Here is a 17,583-nt window from a genome sequence, read left to right on the forward strand (position 1 = left end):
CCGCTTCAGAGGCTGCCGGGCGACCTCTGATCGGCCGCCACGTACTCCTCACGCAGCCCGGCCCACCGGACCGGGGTCCACTTCGACCAGTCGGCGGGGTATCCGTCGAGCGCGTCCACGAGGTAGCGGAAGTGGTCGTGCCAGCCCGCCAGACAGTCGAGGCGCAGCTCGTCGTCGCCCCGGAACTCATTGGTGAACCGCAGCAGCACATGGTCGCCGCGCGGTGGCTCCAGGTGGAAGCGGATGCGGCCGCGGAGCCCTTCGAGGGTGTATTCGGCGACCCGCTCGACGTCCCAGGCGGTGACGGTGCCGGAGGCGACCGTGGCCCGGCCCTCCTGGTCGGTGTTGAGCCAGCGGAGCGTGATCGCTCCGCCCATCCGCGGTTCGAAGGGGTCGGCGGCGGCGAGCCACCCGCGCAGCCCCCCGGAACTGGCAACGGCTGCCCACACCCGCGGAACGGGGTGGGGCAGCCGTAGCGTGAACCGCAGGGTGTGCAGGTCACCGTGGGCTTCGCTGGTGCCGGGCTCGATGACGGGGGGCGCATCGGTCATGGTTCCAGCGTGGCCCGGTGGTGCGGTATCCGCACCCGTACGGACCGGGTCAGACGCCGGCGTAGGAGTGCTTGCCGGTAACGAAGATGTTCACGCCGTAGTAGTTGAAGAGCCAGCAGCCGAAGGCGATCAGCGCCAGGTAGGCGGCCTTGCGGCCCTTCCAGCCGACGGTGGCGCGTGCGTGCAGGTAGCAGGCGTACGCGACCCAGGTGATGAAGGACCAGACCTCCTTGGGGTCCCAGCCCCAGTAGCGGCCCCAGGCGTCGCCCGCCCAGATGGCGCCCGCGATGATCGTGAACGTCCACAGCGGGAAGACGGCGGCGTTGATGCGGTACGAGAACTTGTCGAGCGAGGCGGCCGAGGGCAGCCGGGAGAGCACGGACTGCGCGAACGAGCCGGGCTGCACGCCCTTGGCGAGCTTGTTCTCGTAGCTGTCGCGGAAGAGGTACATCAGGGTGCCGACCCCGCCGATGTAGAAGACGGCGCCGCACAGGATGGCGGTGGAGACGTGGATCCACAGCCAGTACGAGTGCAGCGCGGGCACCAGCTGGTCACTGTCGGTGTAGAGCCACGTGGTCGCGATGCCGAGGTCCAGCAGGACAGTGGTGACCAGGAGCAGCCCCATCCAGCGGACGTTCTTCTTCAGCGCGAGGAGGACCAGGTACGCACCGACCGCCACCGTGGAGAAGGTGATGGAGAACTCGTACATGTTGCCCCAGGGGGCACGCTGCACGGACAGTGCGCGGGCGATGACTCCGCCGGCCTCGACGAGGAAGGCGAGCACGGTCATGGAGACCGCCATGCGCCCGTAGAGGTCGCCCTTGAACGTGCCGCCGGCCGCGCCGGGCCCGTCCGGTACGTCGCGGGTGCCGGCCGCCGCGCGCGTGATGATCTTCGGGCGGTCCATCACGGCGGTGCCGCCGCCCTGCTGCGCGACCTGCACCTTCACCGAGCCCGCGGCGCCCGCGCCCTCGGCCCCGGCCCCGGCCCCGGTCAGCGCGGCGGCGGTGCGGCCGACCTTGCTGCGGCTGCCGAACACCCATTCCGCGATGTAGGCGAAGAAGGCCAGGGTGTAGACGGCCATCGACGAATAGATCAGCACATTGCTGGTGTGCGCCAGGTTCTCGTTGGTTGCGGCGGCGAGATTCACTTCTCAGCCCCTTCGGCAGGTTCTTCGGAGGATTCTTCGACGGAGTCGGAATCGGGTTCGGATTCATCGGATTCAGGGGATGAATCCGTATCGGCGTCGGGCGCTGTGGGCGCCGAGGCGATGAGCGTGACCGCGAGATCGGCCAGCTCCTCGGGAAGCTTCGCGGACTCGCTGCGGCCGAGACCCGCCATTTCGACGACCGTGACGCCGTCCGCACCGGCGACCGCCCGCACCCAGACCCGGCGCCGCTGGATGAACAGCGAGCCCGCGAGTCCGGCGATCGCGGCGACGGCTCCGGTGAGCGCCCAGCCGCTGGCCGGCTGCTCCGAGATCTGGAAGCTGGCCCACTCCTGGAGGCCTTCGAAGGTGATGGAGCCCGCGCCGTCGGGCAGCTTCATCGTCTCGCCGACCAGCAGGCGCTGCTTGAGCTGCTTGCCGTCGGCGTCCTTGAACTCCGTCATCTTGGACTTGTCCAGCTGGTACACGTTCTGCGCCAGCCCGGAGTCGGGGCCGAGGTAGCCGTGGAAGCCGTTGAGTGCCAGTACGGGCATGTCGGCGGCCGGGAACTGCGAGAACATCGTGCCCTTGCCGTTGCCCGCGAAGGTCGGCACGAAGAACGCCTGGAAGCCCAGCTGGGTCTTCTTGCCGTTCTTGTCGCGGTAGCCGTCGAAGACCTTGATCGCACCGGACGAGGTGACGTTGTTGTCGATGGGCAGCAGCGGCACCGCGCTCCGGTAGACCTCCTTGCCCTTGCCGTCCTTGACGGAGACGACCGGCGCGTAGCCGTGCGCGTTGAGATAGACCTTGGTGCCGTCGACGACGAGGGGCTCGTTGACCCTGATGACGGTCTTCTGCGGCTTGCCGTACGCGCCCTTCTCGTACGTCACATGGGCCTCGTAGGTCCTGGGCGTACCTCTCTGGGGGCCGCTGCGCTCGTACGTGCCGATGAACTTGTCGAGCTTGAAGCTGAACGGGGCGAGCGAGTCGGTGTCGAACAGCGAACCGGACTTGAAGTCGTCGTACTGGGTGAGCGTGTTGGCGAAGCCGTCGCCCTCGACGATCAGCTTGCCGCCCTCGGACTTGAAGAGCTGCCCGTAGGCGAACGACACCAGCATCACGATCAGGGCGATGTGGAAGACCAGGTTCCCGGCCTCGCGCAGATAGCCCTTCTCCGCGGCGACCGCGTCGCCCACGGTGTGTGCGCGGTAGCGCCGCTTCCGCATCATCGCGAGCGCGGCCTCTCGGACCTGCTCGGGCTCGGCCTCGGTGCGCCAGGTGGTGTACGCGGGCAGCCTGGTCAGGCGCTTGGGGGCGCCCGGCGGCCGGCTGCGCAGCTGGCCGATGAACTGGCCGGTGCGCGGCACGATGCAGCCGATGAGCGAGATGAACAGCAGGATGTAGATCGCGGAGAACCACACCGAGCTGTAGACGTCGAAGAACTGGAGCTTCTCGTAGATCGGCGAGACGGTGGTGTGGGCCTTCTTGAAGGACTCCACCTTCAGCTCGTCCACGCTGTTCTGCGGGATCAGCGAGCCGGGGATGGCGCCGAGCGACAGCAGGAAGAGCAGGATCAGCGCGACCCGCATCGAGGTGAGCTGCCGCCAGAACCAGCGGGCCCAGCCGATGACGCCCATGGCCGGCAGACCGGCCGCGCTCTCCTCCCGCGGGGCGGTGGAGAGCTGGGAGCCGGCCGCACCCAGTTCGCGGGCGTTCTCCCGGTCCCGCTCGTCCCGGGCCTCCCGCTCCGGGGCGGGGGGGTTGGACTTGGTGTTGCTCATGGAACTCAGATCCCCACCGTGAAGCCGTTGGACCAGCCCTGCAATTGCTGCATCATCGTGCCCCACACACCGGTCAGCAGGAGAAGACCGGTCGTGATCATCATGACGCCGCCGATGCGCATGACCCACGCGTAGTGGCGCTTGACCCAGCCGAACGCGCCGAGCGCCTTGCGGAAGGCGACCGCCGCGAGCACGAAGGGCAGACCGAGCCCGAGGCAGTACGCGACGGTCAGTATCGCCCCGCGTCCGGCGGTGCCCTGCTCCATCGCGAGGAAGCTCACCGAACTGAGCGTCGGGCCGAGGCACGGGGTCCAGCCGATCCCGAAGAGGGCGCCCAGCACGGGTGCGCCCGCCAGCCCGGTCACCGGTCTCTTGTGGATACGGAACTCACGCTGCGTCATCCAGGGCATCAGGCCCATGAAGAAGATCCCCATCAGGATCATCAGCACGCCGAGGACCTTGGTGAGGATCCCGCTGTTGTCCTGGAGGGTCTGGCCGAAGAAGCCGAAGAGCGCGCCGCCGGAGACGAACACGGCGGTGAAACCGAGCACGAAGAGCGAGGCGCCCGCGACCATCCGCCCGCGCCGGGCCTGCGCCAGGTCCGTCCCGCTGACCCCGGTGACATAACTGAGGTAGCCGGGGACGAGCGGCAGGACGCACGGCGAGAAGAACGAGACGAGCCCGGCGAGTACGGCGACGGGCAGGGCGACGATCAGCGCCCCGTTCACGATGGTCTGGTTCTCGCCCTGGAGCGCGGCAAGGGTGTGCACGGAATCACTTCTCCGCGATCAGCGGGTCGATCATCTTGTGCAGCTTCTCGGAGTCGAGCGCGGCCAGGGAGCGGGCGGCGATCTTCCCGTCCCGGTCCAGCACCACGGTCGACGGAATCGCCTGCGGACGCAGCGTGCCCTTGGGGAAGCGGAGCATGAGCTTGCCGGTCGGGTCGTAGAGGCTCGGGTAGGGGACTCCGTAGTCCTTCTCGAAGCTCAGTGCGGGGCCCTTCTTGGCGTCCCGCGTGTTGATCCCGACGAACTGGACGCCCTTGTCCTTCGTCTCCTTCGCCACCCGCGAGAAGTACTGGGCCTCAAGGCGGCAGGGCCCGCACCACGAGCCCCACATGTTCAGTACGACGACCTTGCCCTTGTAGTCGGCGACATCGAGCTGCTTGCCTTCGAGGGTCTCGCCGTCCAGCTTCGGGGCGGCCTTGCGGTCGCCCTTGTCCACGGTGGAAATGCCGCCACTGCCCGTGACGAAGTTCGTATTGCCACCGCCGCCGGCCTTGTTGCCGTCCCCGCCGCACGCGGTCAGCGTGAGGGCGAGGGCGACGGCCGCTGCGGGGGCGGCGAGCAGGGTGAAGCGGCGTCGGGGTGCGCGGCCAGAGCTCATGTGAAAAGTTTCGCATGGCGGTTTCGACGATCTCGGGCACCCCCCTCGGTGCCCGTAAAGCCCGTTGTCAGGCCTGTTTAAAGAAGGTGTTCCAGCCGCCTTCGGGGGACTGTCCGACCTGCAGTGTGCAGAGCTTGTCGAGCACGGCCGGAGTCTGGACGTCGAGCCAGTCGACGAACTGCCGGAAGGAGACGAGGCGCACATCAGGCTTCCCCGCGATTTTCTTGATCACCGCCTCGACGGCGTCCATGTAGATACCGCCGTTCCACTCCTCGAAGTGGTTTCCGATGTAGAAGGGCGCGCGATTCGTCGAGTACGCACGGTTGAAACCGGCGAGGTACGACTGGGTGGCCTGCTCGCGCCATTCGGGATAGCGCGAGGGCATGCCCTTGGTCGAATTCAGCGACTGGTTGGCGAGGATGTTGTAGTCCATCGAGAGCACTTCGAAGGTGTGCCCCGGGAACGGCATGGCCTGGAGCGGCAGGTCCCAGACACCCTCCCGCTTCTTGGGCCAGACCTGGGTGCCACCGGGTGAGCTGGCGTCGTAGCGCCAGCCGAGCTTGCTCGCCGTGGGCAGGAGGTTTTCCTGGCCGAGCAGACAGGGGGCGCGGCCGCCGATCAGTTCCTTGCGGTAGTCGAAAGGCAGCGGGTCGAGGTCGGTCCAGCCGGTGTTCGTGCGCCATTCGGTGACGAAGGAGACCGCTTGATCGATTTCGTTCCGCCACTGCGCGGACGACCAGTTCGCGACCGATCCGGAGCCACTGCAGAAATGCCCGTTGAAGTGGGTTCCGATCTCGTGCCCGTCGAGCCATGCCTGACGGACGTTCTTCAGCGTCTCCTTGATGTGACCGTCGGTGAGATAACCGATGTCGGAAGCGCCGATGGGGTTGTTGGGCGGCCGGTACATGGACTTCTTCGACTCGGGCAGCAGATAGAGCCCGGACAGGAAGAAGGTCATCGCCGCGTCATGATCCTTGGCGAGTTCCAGAAAGCGCGGGAAGAGTCCGTTGCCGACCTCGCCCGCCCCGTCCCAGGAGAAGATCACGAACTGCGGCGGCGTCTGCCCGGGTTCGAGCGGGACCGGCTTGGCAGGCTGATGCGGCTGCTTTCCGGTGTCCGCGGTGGAACCGTCCCCGATTTCCCGGACGTCCTTCTCCGTGGACCCGGTTCCTCGAGTGCTTCCGTCGGAACCCTTCTCCCCCGTGGTCCCCGACCGGCCCGTATCGGAGGAGCCGAAGGCGCCGCAGCCCGCCACCCCGATGGCGGCGGCGGCTCCAAGACCGGCTCCGAGCAGACCCCTTCGGCTGATGTCGCGCATGATTACCCCATCTGCGGTCGTTTTGCCTTAAGTCCATACAAACTGCCGAACGCTTAGATGGCGGAATCAACACGGGGGTTCCGCTGATAAACACATGATTCTTTGAGGGACCAGGCCCCAGCCGCGCTCGAACGCATGACCTAGCAGGTGGCATGAGGCGGGAGCAGCGCTCAACCGCCGTCGAAGACAGCAATCGCCGGACGAACGACCAATCGCTGGGCGAACGACCAATCACCGGCGGACGAAAAATCGCCGGACGGGCGAAAAATCAAGCCCGTCCGGCGATTGAGGACAAAAAACTTCAGCCAAGGACAAACCAGCACCCGACGACCGGGCCCGGGGCCCCCGCCGGCCCGTGGGCCGGCTACGCGCCGAACGCCTTCGACTTCCCCTTCACCGGCTTCGCCCCGGCCCGCAGATGCGCCGGCACCAGGTCCCGCGCCGGCTCCGTGTACCCGACCGACACGATCTTGTCGCCCTGGTACGTGAAGCTGGTCAGCGAGGCGAGGGTGCACTGCCGCTTGCGCGGGTCGTGCCACAGCCGACGCCGCTCGACGAAGCTCCGCACGATCCAGATCGGCAGCTGGTGGCTGACGCACACCGCCTCGTGACCGCGCGCCGCGTCCCGCGCGGCGTCCAGCGCGCCCATCATCCGTACGACCTGCTCGATGTACGGCTCGCCCCACGACGGCCGGAACGGGTTCGTCAGGTGCTTCCAGTTGTCCGGCTTGCGCAGCGCGCCGTCACCGACGCCGAAGGTCTTGCCCTCGAAGACGTTGGCCGCCTCGATGAGCCGCGCGTCGGTGGCCAGGTCCAGGTCGTGCGTCTTGGCGATCGGCGTGGCCGTCTCCTGGGCGCGTTCCAGCGGGGAGGCGACGACATGGGTGATGTCACGGCCCGCCAGGTGCTCGGCGACCCGGTCGGCCATCTGCCGGCCGAGCTCGGAGAGGTGGTAGCCGGGGCGGCGCCCGTAGAGCACGCCTTCCGGGTTGTGCACCTCGCCGTGCCGCATCAGATGGACGACGGTGATGTCCTTGTCCTTGCGGCCTCCGTCCTCGCCCTTGCGGCTTCGCTCGTCCTCGCGGCTTCCGTTCTCGCTCATGCGGTGGCCTCCGAAGCGGCGCGGGCAGCGGCGGGCAGGGCGGCGGCGATGCGCTCGACGGCCTGCGTGTCGTGAGCGGTGGAGACGAACCAGGACTCGAAGGCCGACGGGGGCAGGTAGACGCCCTGCGAGAGCAGCGAGTGGAAGAAGGCGGTGAAGCGGAAAGCTTCCTGCTGCTTCGCATCCTCGTAGTTCCGCACCGGCCGGTCGGTGAAGAAGACGGAGAACATGTTGCTCGCCGCCTGCACGGTGTGCGCCACGCCCTCCTTGGCGAGCGCCTCGCTGACCAGTCCGCGGATCTCCGCGGAGACCGCGTCCACCTTGGCGTACGCCGCGTCGTCGAGCAGTCGCAGCTGGGCGAGACCGGCGGCGGTGGCGATCGGGTTCCCGGAGAGGGTGCCCGCCTGGTAGACGGGGCCGACCGGGGCGAGGTGCGCCATCACGTCCGCGCGCCCGCCGAAGGCCGCGGCCGGGAAGCCGCCGCCCATGACCTTGCCGAAGGTCATCAGATCGGGCCGCACCCCGTCGACGCCGAACCAGCCGGCCTTCGACGTGCGGAACCCGGTCATGACCTCGTCGGAGATGTAGAGCGCGCCGTTCGCGGCGCAGAGCTCCTTGAGCCCGGCGTTGAAACCGTCCAGCGGCGGTACGACGCCCATGTTGCCCGGCGACGCCTCGGTGATCACACAGGCGATCTCGCCGGGGTGCGCGGCGAACGCCTCGCGTACGGCGTCCAGGTCGTTGTACGGCAGCACGATCGTGTCGCCGGCCTGCGCACCGGTGACCCCCGGGGTGTCCGGAAGGCCGAAGGTCGCGACCCCGGAACCGGCGGCGACGAGCAGCGCGTCGACGTGGCCGTGGTAGCAGCCGGCGAACTTCACCACCTTGGCCCGGCCGGTGAACCCGCGGGCGAGACGGATCGCGGACATGGTCGCCTCGGTGCCGGACGACACCAGTCGCACCTGCTCCACGGGCTCGATCCGGGCCACGATCTCCTCGGCGAGCGCGACCTCGCCCTCACCGGGCGTACCGAACGAGGTGCCGCGGGCGACAGCCTCCTGAACTGCGGCGATGACCTCCGGGTGGGAGTGGCCGAGGATCATCGGCCCCCACGAGCACACGAGGTCGACGTACTCACGGCCGTCGGCGTCGGTGAGATACGGACCGCTGCCGGACACCATGAAGCGGGGCGTACCGCCCACGGCCCGGAAGGCACGGACGGGAGAGTTCACGCCGCCGGGCGTCACGAGGGACGCGCGGTCGAAAAGCGTCTGCGAAACTGGGGCGTCATAGGGAAAGCTCACACAAGCCATGGTGTCAGAGCCACGGACGGTCTTGCGGACAGGTGTTTCACCGCACGCCCGCGGGGGAGGTCACTGACACGATGATCGGGTTGCGCGGCGGGGGCTGTGTCTCCTAAGTAGTAGTCGGGTGGATGAGATATGCATCGCGGTGGCGGAGTGGGCGAAGGGACCGACGACCTGGGGCCCGAGCCTGCCCGGCGGGGTCGGCACCGGCGTGAGGCGGAGCGCAAGCAAGGCATACAGGCCGGTGGTGCGCAGGGTGGCGGAGCCGGAAGCAGGAGTGATGGCCGGGTGGGGGTGACCTACAAGTACTTCGGTGCCCCCGACGGGGCCACCGCGGCACGCGTGCCCATCTCGATGCGCCCCGAGGAGCTCGGCGGCGACGAGCTGGGCATGGGCGGCATGTTCACCAAGATCAAGCCGGAGACGGTGGCGGCGATGGTCCTCACCGGAATACAGGGCATACCCCTGCACAAGGTCCCCCCGCTCGAACTCGTCGTGCTGCACCCCGACTACGCGGTGGTCAAGCTTCCGATGACGGTTGTCGACCCGCTGCGCGGCGTCGGCGAGGAGTCGGTGGGTGCCGCGGCGTTCATCTGGTCCACGGTCCCGGACCGCGGCGGCCCGCGCGACGCGTTCAACGTCTACCAACTCCTGCACGAGTGGCAGGACTTCTCGCACCGGCTGCATGACGCGGGGCATCAGGCGTACTGCCTGGTGTGGCCCTGACCCGGGGTTCGTTCAGCGCGGTGCTGCTGAGGGGCGTCCTCGGGCGTCCTCGGCGCCCTCAGGCGTCCCGGAACATGACGACGGCGGCGGTCGGGCATCCTCGCCCGTACCGCCGCCGTATGCGTAGCGGTCAGGCGGCCACGGAAGCAGCCGAGTGCACCTTGCCGATGACTTCGGTGAGCGCGGTGACGACCTCGGCGTCGTCGGCGGGGTGGATGTCGGCGAAGCGCGTCACGGAGCCGGGGATGGACAGCTTGACGTCCTCCAGGACCACGGCGCCCGCGATCCCGACGGACTTGCGGACGTCGTCCTGCGCCCAGACGCCGCCGTACTGGCCGAAGGCGGTGCCGATCGCGGCGACCGGCTTGCCGGAGATGGCGCCGGCACCGTACGGGCGGGACAGCCAGTCGATGGCGTTCTTCAGGACGGCCGGCATGGTGCCGTTGTACTCGGGCGAGAACAGCAGGAACGCGTCGGCCTGGGCCGCCGCCTCACGCAGCCGGGCGGCAGCGGCCGGGACGCTTCCCTCGACGTCGATGTCCTCGTTGTAGAAGGGCACCTCGGCCAGGCCCTCGAACAGCTCGATCTCGGCGCCCGCAGGGGCGTGCTTGGCGGCGGCTTCGGCGAGCTGACGGTTGTGCGAGCCGGCGCGGAGGCTGCCGACGAGCGCGAGGATGCGTACAGACATGGGGAACTCCCGGGAGGCGGAGAGAGGCGGAGAGACAGGTACGTCGAGTAAGTCGAATCAAGCGGACCGTGGTCCGTTTAAAGTTTTACCACCTAACCGGACCACGGTCCACTTATTCCTTCCGGGCGTTACGCTGAGACCATGACCGGCCCCGACACCCCTCCCCCTCCGAGGCTGCCCGAACCGGGAGAAGCGCGGACAAACCTCCCGCTCGCCCCGACCGATCAACCCCCGCAGCTACGGGCTGACGCGGCGCGCAACCGCACGCTCCTGCTGGACGCCGCCTCCCGGCTCCTGTCCGGGTGCGGGGCGGCGGACCTGACCATGGAGTCGGTGGCCGCCGCAGCGGGGGTGGGCAAGGGAACCGTCTTCCGGCGCTTCGGCGACCGGGCCGGACTCCTGATCGCGCTCCTGGACCACCGGGAGAAGCAGTTCCAGGCCGCCTTCCTCTCCGGCCCGCCACCGCTGGGCCCGGACGCCCCCGCGGCGGAACGGCTGCACGCCTTCGGGCCCGCCACCCTGCGCCACGAAAGCGATCACCACCCGCTGATCCTGGCCAGCCGGAGCGACCCGCTGCGCAACTACAGCGTCCCGGCGCTCCATCTGCGCATCAACCACATCGCGATGCTGCTGCGGCAGGCGAACGTGCCCGGCGATCCGGAGCTGCTCGCACACACCCTGCTCGCCTCCATCGACACCGCCCTCGTCCACCACCTCACCACCGAGCGCGGTATGTCGCTGGAGCGCCTGGAGGAAGCCTGGCACCACCTGGTCACCAGCCTCGGGGCGACCACCTAGGAGCGACCGCCGAGGGAGGGAGCGAGGCCTTCGGCCGACGGGTCACGCCGGCAGCCCGGCGGCAGGAAGTACGAGCTTCATGACGAAGGACTCGTTTCGTAGCGAAAGTCTCGCAAAGACTCATACCGCCCCATATCGCAGTGGCGGCACTTGATACATGCTGGAGAGACATCGACAGTTCCCGAACCCCGGGGGTCAGATGTCCACCCACGCGCTCACCGACACGGTGGTGACCGACCTCGTCGCCGATGCCACCGCCGCACCGTCCATGCACAACGCCCAGCCCTGGCTCTTCCGCTACGGACGCCTCAGCCGCACCATCGCCCTCCGGGCCGACTTCGAGCGCCGGATGCCGGAGGCCGACCCCTCCACCCGCGCCCTGCACGTGGGCTGCGGCGCGGCCCTGCTGAACCTGCGGGTGTCCGCCGCACACCACGGCCTTGAGGCGGCGACCACACTGCTGCCCGTCCCGTCGGATCCGGCGTTCCTGGCCGCCGTACTCCTCGACAGCCACCCCGACGCCCCCGGCGGGCAGGCCGACGAAGAGTTCCGCGCCCTCCACCCCGCGATCGCGGACCGGCACACCAGCCGCTACCCGTTCGACGAGCAGGCGATCCCCGACGACGTCCGCGCACGCCTCGTACGCGCGGCCCGTACCGAGGGCGCGGACCTCGCGTTCCTGACCGCGAGCCATCTGGAGACCGTGCTCGAACTGATCCGGGACGCCGAGGGATACGACCGCGGCGACCCGGCGCGAGACGCCGAGCAGCGCCACTGGGCCCGGTACACGAAGACCGACGCGCCGGTCGACGGAATCCCCGACTACGCCTTCGGCCCCCGCGACGCCTCCGAGAGAGCGATCAACCGCGATTTCACCGGCACCGCCGCCCTCGCCGACCGGGCCCGTGTCCTGTTCGAGAACCGGCCGCAGCTGGCCCTGCTGAGCACCGAGGGCGACCGCCCGGTGGACTGGCTGGGCGCCGGTCAGGCGCTGGAACGCGTCCTGCTCACCGCGACACTGGACGCGGTGTCCACCTCGTTCGCGACACAGCCCCTCGAATGGCCGGACCTGCGCTGGATCCTGCGTGACCCGGTCCGCGGCACGGGGCACCCCCAGATGATCATCCGCCTGGGATACGGGCCCACGGGGCCGCGCACGCCACGCCGCCCCGTGGACCGGGTACTGACGATCGAACCGTAACGAATCGAACCGTAACGAGCAGAGGCAGAGAAGGCGGTGGGAGCGATGCGGCTCCCGGTAGTCGTCGGAGTGGACGGATCGGAGGGCAGCCTGCGGGCCCTGGACTGGGCCACGGCGGAAGCGGCACGCTCCCGGCTCCCCCTGCGCGTCGTGCACGCGTCGCTGTGGGAGCACTACGAGGGTCTGCGGCCCAGCGCCGACACCGGGCGTCCCGCCGAACAGCTCCTCGCCGAGCATCTCGTCGCCTCGGCCCGGGACCGCGTGCAGGACCTCAGGCCCGAGGTGAGCGTGGTGGCCGACGTACAGCCCGAGGACCCGGTGGCCACACTCGTACGGGAGAGCCACGAGGCGTCACTCGTCGTCCTGGGGTCCCGGGGCCGGGGCCGGATCGCCGGGATGCTCCTGGGGTCCGTCGGGCTCGCGCTCGCCGGCCGGTCCCACTGCCCGGTCGTGGTGATTCCGGCGAGGCAGCCGCTCGCACCGGCGAAACCCGGCCGTGTCGTCGTCGGGATCAGCGACGCCGCCGGTCCGTCGGCCGCCGCCGTCTTCGCACTGGCCCAGGCCGCATCGCGCCACGGCGAGCTCACCGCCGTACGGGCCTGGCGCCGCCCCGCGCACGAGCTCCTGAGCCGTCCGTCCCTCTCGGGCTCCCCCGCTTCCGCACACTGCCGACAGGCCGAGGAACACCTCGAAGAGGTCCTGCAGGCCCTGCGGGAGCGGACGGCGCGGGAGGCTCCGGAGCGGGACGGGTCCGGAACCGTCATCCACCGGGCGGTGGCGCAGGGACCAGCGCACCAGGCACTGATCGAAGCCGCCGAGGACGCGGAACTCCTGGTCGTCGGCGCCCGGCGGAGCAGCGTATGGCTCGGACTCCAACTGGGCCCGGTCAACCATGCGGTGCTGCACTACGCGGCCTGCCCGGTCGCCGTCGTCCCGGACACGTACCAGGGCTGACACGGGAACCGGGCGCCCACTGACCGGCCTTACGGTTCTCCTCGTACCGACGTACCGACGTACCGACGTACCGACGTACTGGCGTACTGACGCACCCATGCACGAGTCGACACACTCACGCACGAAAGGGAGGGCCCGACCCATGGCCGATGCCGCCGCCGCACGCCTTGTCACCACGCTCGCCGCACCGCTGGACCATGCGCGGGACGCGGCAGACGCCCCGCGCCTCCTGCGGTGGCCGGACGCACGGCCCATGTCCGGCAGCGGGCAGCCGGCAGGCCTCCGGCGCCTGCTCGTCCAGCGCGGCGACACCGAGCTGGTCGCCGTCGACCCCGACTCCCCGGGCGCGGCGACGGTCCGGTTCCCCGCGCCCTGGCCCCGCGACTTCGGCACCTGCACGGTGGCGCCGAGCGGTGATCTCGCGCTCTTCGCCGGGGTGCACGCGGTGCGCGCGGTGGACCCGGCAGGGGCGGTGCGCTGGGAGGTCGGTCACGGCTGCTGGGACGGCAGTTGCCGCACGCTCCACACCACGTACGAGGAGTACGCGACCGACCACCGGCATCTGTACGCGGACAGCGGATCGGCCGTGTTCTCCGCGGACGGGACGCTCGTGTGGGCCCATATCCGCGGCCCTGTCGCCGCGTCCGGACCCGACCCGGAGGCGCTGGACGAGTGGCTGGTCATCGACGCCGCCGACGGACGGGTGCTCGGCCGGGCGGACGCGGAGACTGTGGCGGCCGGATCGGATCACGTCCCGCACCCCGACCCCACCCGGATGGGACTGTGCGTCGGCGAGGGGCAGGACGGGGTGCCGATGCTGTGGGGCAGGTGGGACGGTGAGCAGCTCTCCGTCGAGCGGTTCTGCGACGACGAACGGATCCTGACGGATGTGAGCCCCTCGGGGGACCGCTTCCTGACGGTGACTCATTACGAGGAGACGCTCGGCGTGCACCGGGTCGACGACGGATCCGTACTGTCCGAACTCGACACCGAGCACACCATCCCCCGCCACCCAGGGGCCGATCCCGACGACCAGGACGCCGACGAGTCGCTCTGGGACTACGAGTGCGGCTTCCTCGACGAGGCGACCGTCATCGCCGGTACGTCGGAGCGGGACGAGGAGTACGGCGAGCCGCGCCACTGGCTGGTGAGCACGGCCGGGGCGCAGATGCGGGTGACCGCGCAGATCACGTATCCGTTCCCGATATCCGGCGCGCCCACGGCCCTCGGCGACGGCACCTGGTACACGGTGTCGGCGGCGGGCGACGCACTGCATGTGTGGAGCCGGTAGCCCGGCCCCCGGCCACCAATCACCCGCATCCGGCCATTCATTGGCCGAAGAATGATCTCCGGCCGGCCTGTCGAACCTGCCGATGCAGAAGACACCTGCCTTTGTCCCGCGCGTGCGAGGAGGTCTGCCGTGGGCGACATCCTGCTGGCCCTGTCCATCCCCGTACTGGTCTTCGCGGGCGGCATCCACGCGGCGTGCGAGAGCTGGTGGCGGCGACGGCGCCCGGCGCCACCGGCCCCGTGCCCGCACCGGGCGGCGCGGCTGGCCGAGCACGCGATGCCGGTGGACGCCGAGGGCGTCGTCGACGGCGCGTACACGAGGCTGGACGGCCTCTACGACATCCCGGGGGCACCGGACACCCGCGCACCATAGGATCGCCGCCATGGCCGGTCCTCGACGCGACACCCGGGGCATCGTCGACGCCCCTGAGCTCTTCGCCCAGGTGCGTTTCCGCCGCCGTGAACCCGCCGCCGGGCTGCGGCCGTACCTGGAGCACTACTGGCTCATCGACTGGGACCTGACCGAGCCGTACGTCTCCCACCTGGTGCCGCACCCGTCCGTGAACCTGGTCTTCCAGCGGTACGGGGACGACGGCGGGGCGGCCCGTACCGGCGACGCCGGGTTCGCGGAGGTCTCGGGCATTGGTCTGGGGCTCTACACGCAGAAGCTGGAGGGCCGGGGCCGGGTCTGCGGGGTGCAGTTCCGGCCCGGCGGGTTCCGGCCGTTCGCGCCGGGCCGGCCGGTCGCGGAGTGGACGGGGCGGCGGCTCCCCGCCGACGAGGTGTTCACCCCGCCCGCCCCGCCGTCGGACGTCCTCGACCCGGCGGACGAGGACGCGCGGGTGGCGGCGCTCGACGCGTACCTGCTGGCGCTCCGCCCGGAACCGGACCCGCAGGCCGAACACGCGATGGCCCTGGTCGACCTGGTGCGCACGGACCGCACGGTGCGCCGGGTCGCCGAACTCGCCCGCGTCGAAGGGCTGTCGCCGCGCTCGCTCCAGCGGCTCTTCGCCGCGTACGTCGGCGTCGGCCCCAAGTGGGTCATCCTCCGCTACCGCATCCACGAGGCGCTGGAGCGGGCCGAGTCGGACCCGCAGGTGAACTGGGCGGCACTCGCGGCGGAGCTCGGCTACAGCGACCAGGCCCACCTGATCAGGGACTTCACGGCCACGGTCGGCGTGCCCCCGACGGCCTTCGCCCCGCGCTGACCGCCCGGCCCCGGGCCCGTCCGCCGCCGCCGCAATGCGCCAATTGCCGTTCGCCGCCCGGTTGTCAGTGCCTCGTCCTACAGTTCCGGTATGGAACGCACCGCTTCATCGACCGTACGGATCGAGGCCTGGTCGGACGCCGACCTGGAGCTGCTCCGCCGTGCCAACGCACCGGAGCTGATGGACCACCTGGGCGGACCCGAGTCGGAGGAGCAGCTCATAGCGCGCCACGAGCGCTACGTGGAGCTGAGCGCGGACCGCACGGGCCGGGGCAGGATGTTCCGCATCGCCCTGACGGACGGGGCCGACACCGTGGGCACGATCGGCTTCTGGGAGCGGACCTGGCAGGGCCAGGAGGTGTACGAGACGGGGTGGGCCGTCCTCCCTGAATACCAGGGCCTTGGCATCGCGACGGCCGCGACGACGGCCGTCGCCGAGCAGGCCCGAGCCGAGCGCAAGCACCGCTTTCTGCACGCCTATCCGTCCGTGGGGAACGGCGCGTCGAACGCGGTGTGCCGCAAGGCGGGCTTCACCCTGATCGGCGAGTGCGACTTCGAGTACCCGCCCGGCCATGCGCTGCTGACGAACGACTGGCGGCTCGACCTCGACGGGGGCCGCTGACCTCAATCGAGATCGAGGGCCTTGTCGAAGTTGAACGCGACGATGTCCATCCGCTCCCGCAGATAGAAGCGGTGGGCGTCGGTGCGGTGCGTGCCCGAGTCCAGGTTGAGATGCCGACAACCCGCCTCCCTGGCCCGCTCTTCGAGATACCCGAGGAGCCGACGGCCGACGCCGGTGGAGCGGGCGGCCTCGGCGGTGACCAGGTCGTCGACGTACAGCTGCCTGATCTGGCTGGTGTTGTCGATGATGCGCCACCCGGCCGCTCCCACGCAGACGCCCTCGCCGTCGTATGCGGCACTGAACCGCAGTCCCTGCGCGTACCCCTTCTCGTACACCTCCCGGAAAAGGTCCTCGGTGAGATGGGGGCGGAGTTCACGCAGGACGGGAAGCAGTTCGTCGGCCAGGCGGGCATCGCCGGGTTCGAGGTCGATGATCTTCATGCGGGAACTGTAGGCCGGGGGCTTACGGGCCGGGGCTCGTGGGCCGGGGCTTACGGGCCGGGGCTCGTGGGCCGGGGCTCGTGGGCCCGGGGCTCGTTGGCCCGGGGCCGCGTTCCGGGTCTTGCGCACACCCTCCACACACCGATCTAATGCCTGGAGACGCATAATCCATTAGATTCACCTTCGACTTCATCGAGCGACGAGGGATGAGGGACGACCCGATGCTGCTGGCACACATCAGCGATCTGCACCTCGACGGCACCGACCGGGCCACGGACCGGGCCACCCGAGTGGTGGCGTACCTCAACTCGCTGACCAGACAGCCGGATGCGGTCCTGGTCACCGGCGACATCGCGGACCACGGCACCCCCGACGAGTACGCGGAGGCGGCCCGGCTGCTGGCCGGGCTCACCGCCCCCGCTCTTCCGTGCCCCGGCAACCACGACGACCGAAGCGCCTACCGCAAGGTCCTGCTGGCCGGCGAACCGGACGACGGGGCGCACCCGACCGCCCCCGTCAACCGACGGCACCACGTGGCCGGTTACGCCCTGCTGCTCTGCGACTCGACCATCCCCGGCGAGGACGCGGGACGGTTCGACGACGAGACCCTGGACTGGCTGGCCCGCACGCTCGACGACCTGGGCGACACCCCCGCGATCCCCGCGTTCCACCATCCACCGGCCACCGTCCACCACCCCTACCTGGACTCGACGAACCTCACCGACGCCGGCCGGTTCGCCCGACTCCTCGCCGAGCGCCCCGTCGACAACGTCCCGGCGATCCTGACCGGACACGCGCACACCGCGATGTCCTCGACCTTCGCCGGACGCCCCCTGCTCGTGGCACCCGGAGTCGTGTCGACGCTGCGCCTGCCGTGGGAGAGCGGCGAGGGGCTGACCGACCGGGCGGCGCCACCCGGGGTGGCCTTCCACGTCCTGGACGAGGGCGACCGGGGCGCGGGCGGGCGCATCACCACGCACTACCGCGTCGTGCCGTAGCGCCGGCCGCAGCCGACCTTCGCGCCGGGCCCCGGCCTCGATCCCGACCCTGGGCCCGGGCCCGCCC

19 protein-coding genes are annotated in these 17,583 nt (G+C 70.1%); 9 read left to right on the forward strand and 10 right to left on the reverse strand.

Annotated elements, in window-relative coordinates; genetic code table 11:
• Positions 1-5: 5 nt before the first annotated feature.
• From OG978_RS17780 to hemL, 8 genes are all read right to left on the reverse strand, one after another.
• Entirely contained in the window at positions 6-551 is a 546-nt protein-coding gene (locus tag OG978_RS17780; RefSeq protein WP_326766180.1) for an SRPBCC domain-containing protein, read from the reverse strand.
• Between the two features lie 49 nt (positions 552-600).
• On the reverse strand, positions 601-1,701 hold the full coding sequence (gene ccsB, locus OG978_RS17785; RefSeq protein WP_326766181.1) for a c-type cytochrome biogenesis protein CcsB: 1,101 nt from the start codon (positions 1,699-1,701) through the stop codon (positions 601-603).
• Positions 1,698-3,479, reverse strand: a complete 1,782-nt coding sequence (resB, locus tag OG978_RS17790) for a cytochrome c biogenesis protein ResB (protein WP_326766182.1) — start codon at positions 3,477-3,479, stop codon at positions 1,698-1,700. Before resB ends, ccsB begins: the two co-directional genes overlap by 4 nt.
• 5 nt (positions 3,480-3,484) lie before the next feature.
• A complete protein-coding gene (locus tag OG978_RS17795) occupies positions 3,485-4,249 on the reverse strand; it encodes a cytochrome c biogenesis CcdA family protein (RefSeq protein ID WP_326766183.1) in 765 nt (254 codons plus the stop codon).
• A gap of 4 nt (positions 4,250-4,253) precedes the next feature.
• Positions 4,254-4,865 carry a TlpA family protein disulfide reductase gene (locus tag OG978_RS17800; protein ID WP_326766184.1) on the reverse strand — a complete coding sequence of 204 codons (612 nt, stop codon included), beginning with the start codon at positions 4,863-4,865 and terminating at the stop codon, positions 4,254-4,256.
• 67 nt (positions 4,866-4,932) lie between these two features.
• Complete coding sequence (locus tag OG978_RS17805; RefSeq protein ID WP_326766185.1) at positions 4,933-6,183, reverse strand: hypothetical protein; 1,251 nt, start codon at positions 6,181-6,183, stop codon at positions 4,933-4,935.
• 364 nt (positions 6,184-6,547) lie between these two features.
• A complete protein-coding gene (locus OG978_RS17810) occupies positions 6,548-7,195 on the reverse strand; it encodes a histidine phosphatase family protein (protein ID WP_326770064.1) in 648 nt (215 codons plus the stop codon).
• An 86-nt stretch (positions 7,196-7,281) separates the two neighbouring features.
• Positions 7,282-8,598, reverse strand: coding sequence for a glutamate-1-semialdehyde 2,1-aminomutase (gene hemL / locus OG978_RS17815; protein WP_442817704.1), 1,317 nt, complete (start codon positions 8,596-8,598; stop codon positions 7,282-7,284).
• A 129-nt stretch (positions 8,599-8,727) separates the two neighbouring features.
• On the opposite strand from hemL, the gene OG978_RS17820 reads away from it, so the two are divergent.
• A complete protein-coding gene (locus OG978_RS17820) occupies positions 8,728-9,318 on the forward strand; it encodes a hypothetical protein (protein WP_326766187.1) in 591 nt (196 codons plus the stop codon).
• Positions 9,319-9,448: 130 nt separating this feature from the next.
• Here the strand turns inward: OG978_RS17820 and OG978_RS17825 are convergent, their stop codons facing one another.
• Positions 9,449-10,006 (reverse strand): NAD(P)H-dependent oxidoreductase, encoded by a 558-nt coding sequence (locus tag OG978_RS17825; RefSeq protein WP_326766188.1) that lies wholly within the window; start codon positions 10,004-10,006, stop codon positions 9,449-9,451.
• Positions 10,007-10,147: 141 nt separating this feature from the next.
• Here OG978_RS17825 and OG978_RS17830 point away from each other — a divergent pair, with 141 nt between their 5' ends.
• From OG978_RS17830 to OG978_RS17860, 7 genes are all read left to right on the forward strand, one after another.
• On the forward strand, positions 10,148-10,804 hold the full coding sequence (locus OG978_RS17830; protein WP_326766189.1) for a TetR/AcrR family transcriptional regulator: 657 nt from the start codon (positions 10,148-10,150) through the stop codon (positions 10,802-10,804).
• A gap of 199 nt (positions 10,805-11,003) precedes the next feature.
• Entirely contained in the window at positions 11,004-12,005 is a 1,002-nt protein-coding gene (locus OG978_RS17835; RefSeq protein ID WP_326766190.1) for an Acg family FMN-binding oxidoreductase, read from the forward strand.
• 45 nt (positions 12,006-12,050) lie between these two features.
• Complete coding sequence (locus tag OG978_RS17840; protein WP_326766191.1) at positions 12,051-12,959, forward strand: universal stress protein; 909 nt, start codon at positions 12,051-12,053, stop codon at positions 12,957-12,959.
• Positions 12,960-13,101: 142 nt separating this feature from the next.
• On the forward strand, positions 13,102-14,250 hold the full coding sequence (locus tag OG978_RS17845) for a hypothetical protein (protein ID WP_326766192.1): 1,149 nt from the start codon (positions 13,102-13,104) through the stop codon (positions 14,248-14,250).
• A 129-nt stretch (positions 14,251-14,379) separates the two neighbouring features.
• Positions 14,380-14,622, forward strand: coding sequence for a hypothetical protein (locus OG978_RS17850; RefSeq protein WP_326766193.1), 243 nt, complete (start codon positions 14,380-14,382; stop codon positions 14,620-14,622).
• Between the two features lie 10 nt (positions 14,623-14,632).
• Positions 14,633-15,457, forward strand: coding sequence for a helix-turn-helix domain-containing protein (locus OG978_RS17855; RefSeq protein ID WP_326766194.1), 825 nt, complete (start codon positions 14,633-14,635; stop codon positions 15,455-15,457).
• A gap of 90 nt (positions 15,458-15,547) precedes the next feature.
• Positions 15,548-16,078, forward strand: coding sequence for a GNAT family N-acetyltransferase (locus OG978_RS17860; protein WP_326766195.1), 531 nt, complete (start codon positions 15,548-15,550; stop codon positions 16,076-16,078).
• Between the two features lie 2 nt (positions 16,079-16,080).
• Here the strand turns inward: OG978_RS17860 and OG978_RS17865 are convergent, their stop codons facing one another.
• Positions 16,081-16,518 (reverse strand): GNAT family N-acetyltransferase, encoded by a 438-nt coding sequence (locus OG978_RS17865; RefSeq protein WP_326766196.1) that lies wholly within the window; start codon positions 16,516-16,518, stop codon positions 16,081-16,083.
• Between the two features lie 221 nt (positions 16,519-16,739).
• Here OG978_RS17865 and OG978_RS17870 point away from each other — a divergent pair, with 221 nt between their 5' ends.
• Positions 16,740-17,516 (forward strand): phosphodiesterase, encoded by a 777-nt coding sequence (locus tag OG978_RS17870; RefSeq protein ID WP_326766197.1) that lies wholly within the window; start codon positions 16,740-16,742, stop codon positions 17,514-17,516.
• The last annotated feature ends 67 nt before the right edge of the window (positions 17,517-17,583 follow it).

Origin of the sequence: Streptomyces sp. NBC_01591 (assembly GCF_035918155.1) — a bacterium.
In the GTDB taxonomy this organism is placed as follows: domain Bacteria; phylum Actinomycetota; class Actinomycetes; order Streptomycetales; family Streptomycetaceae; genus Streptomyces.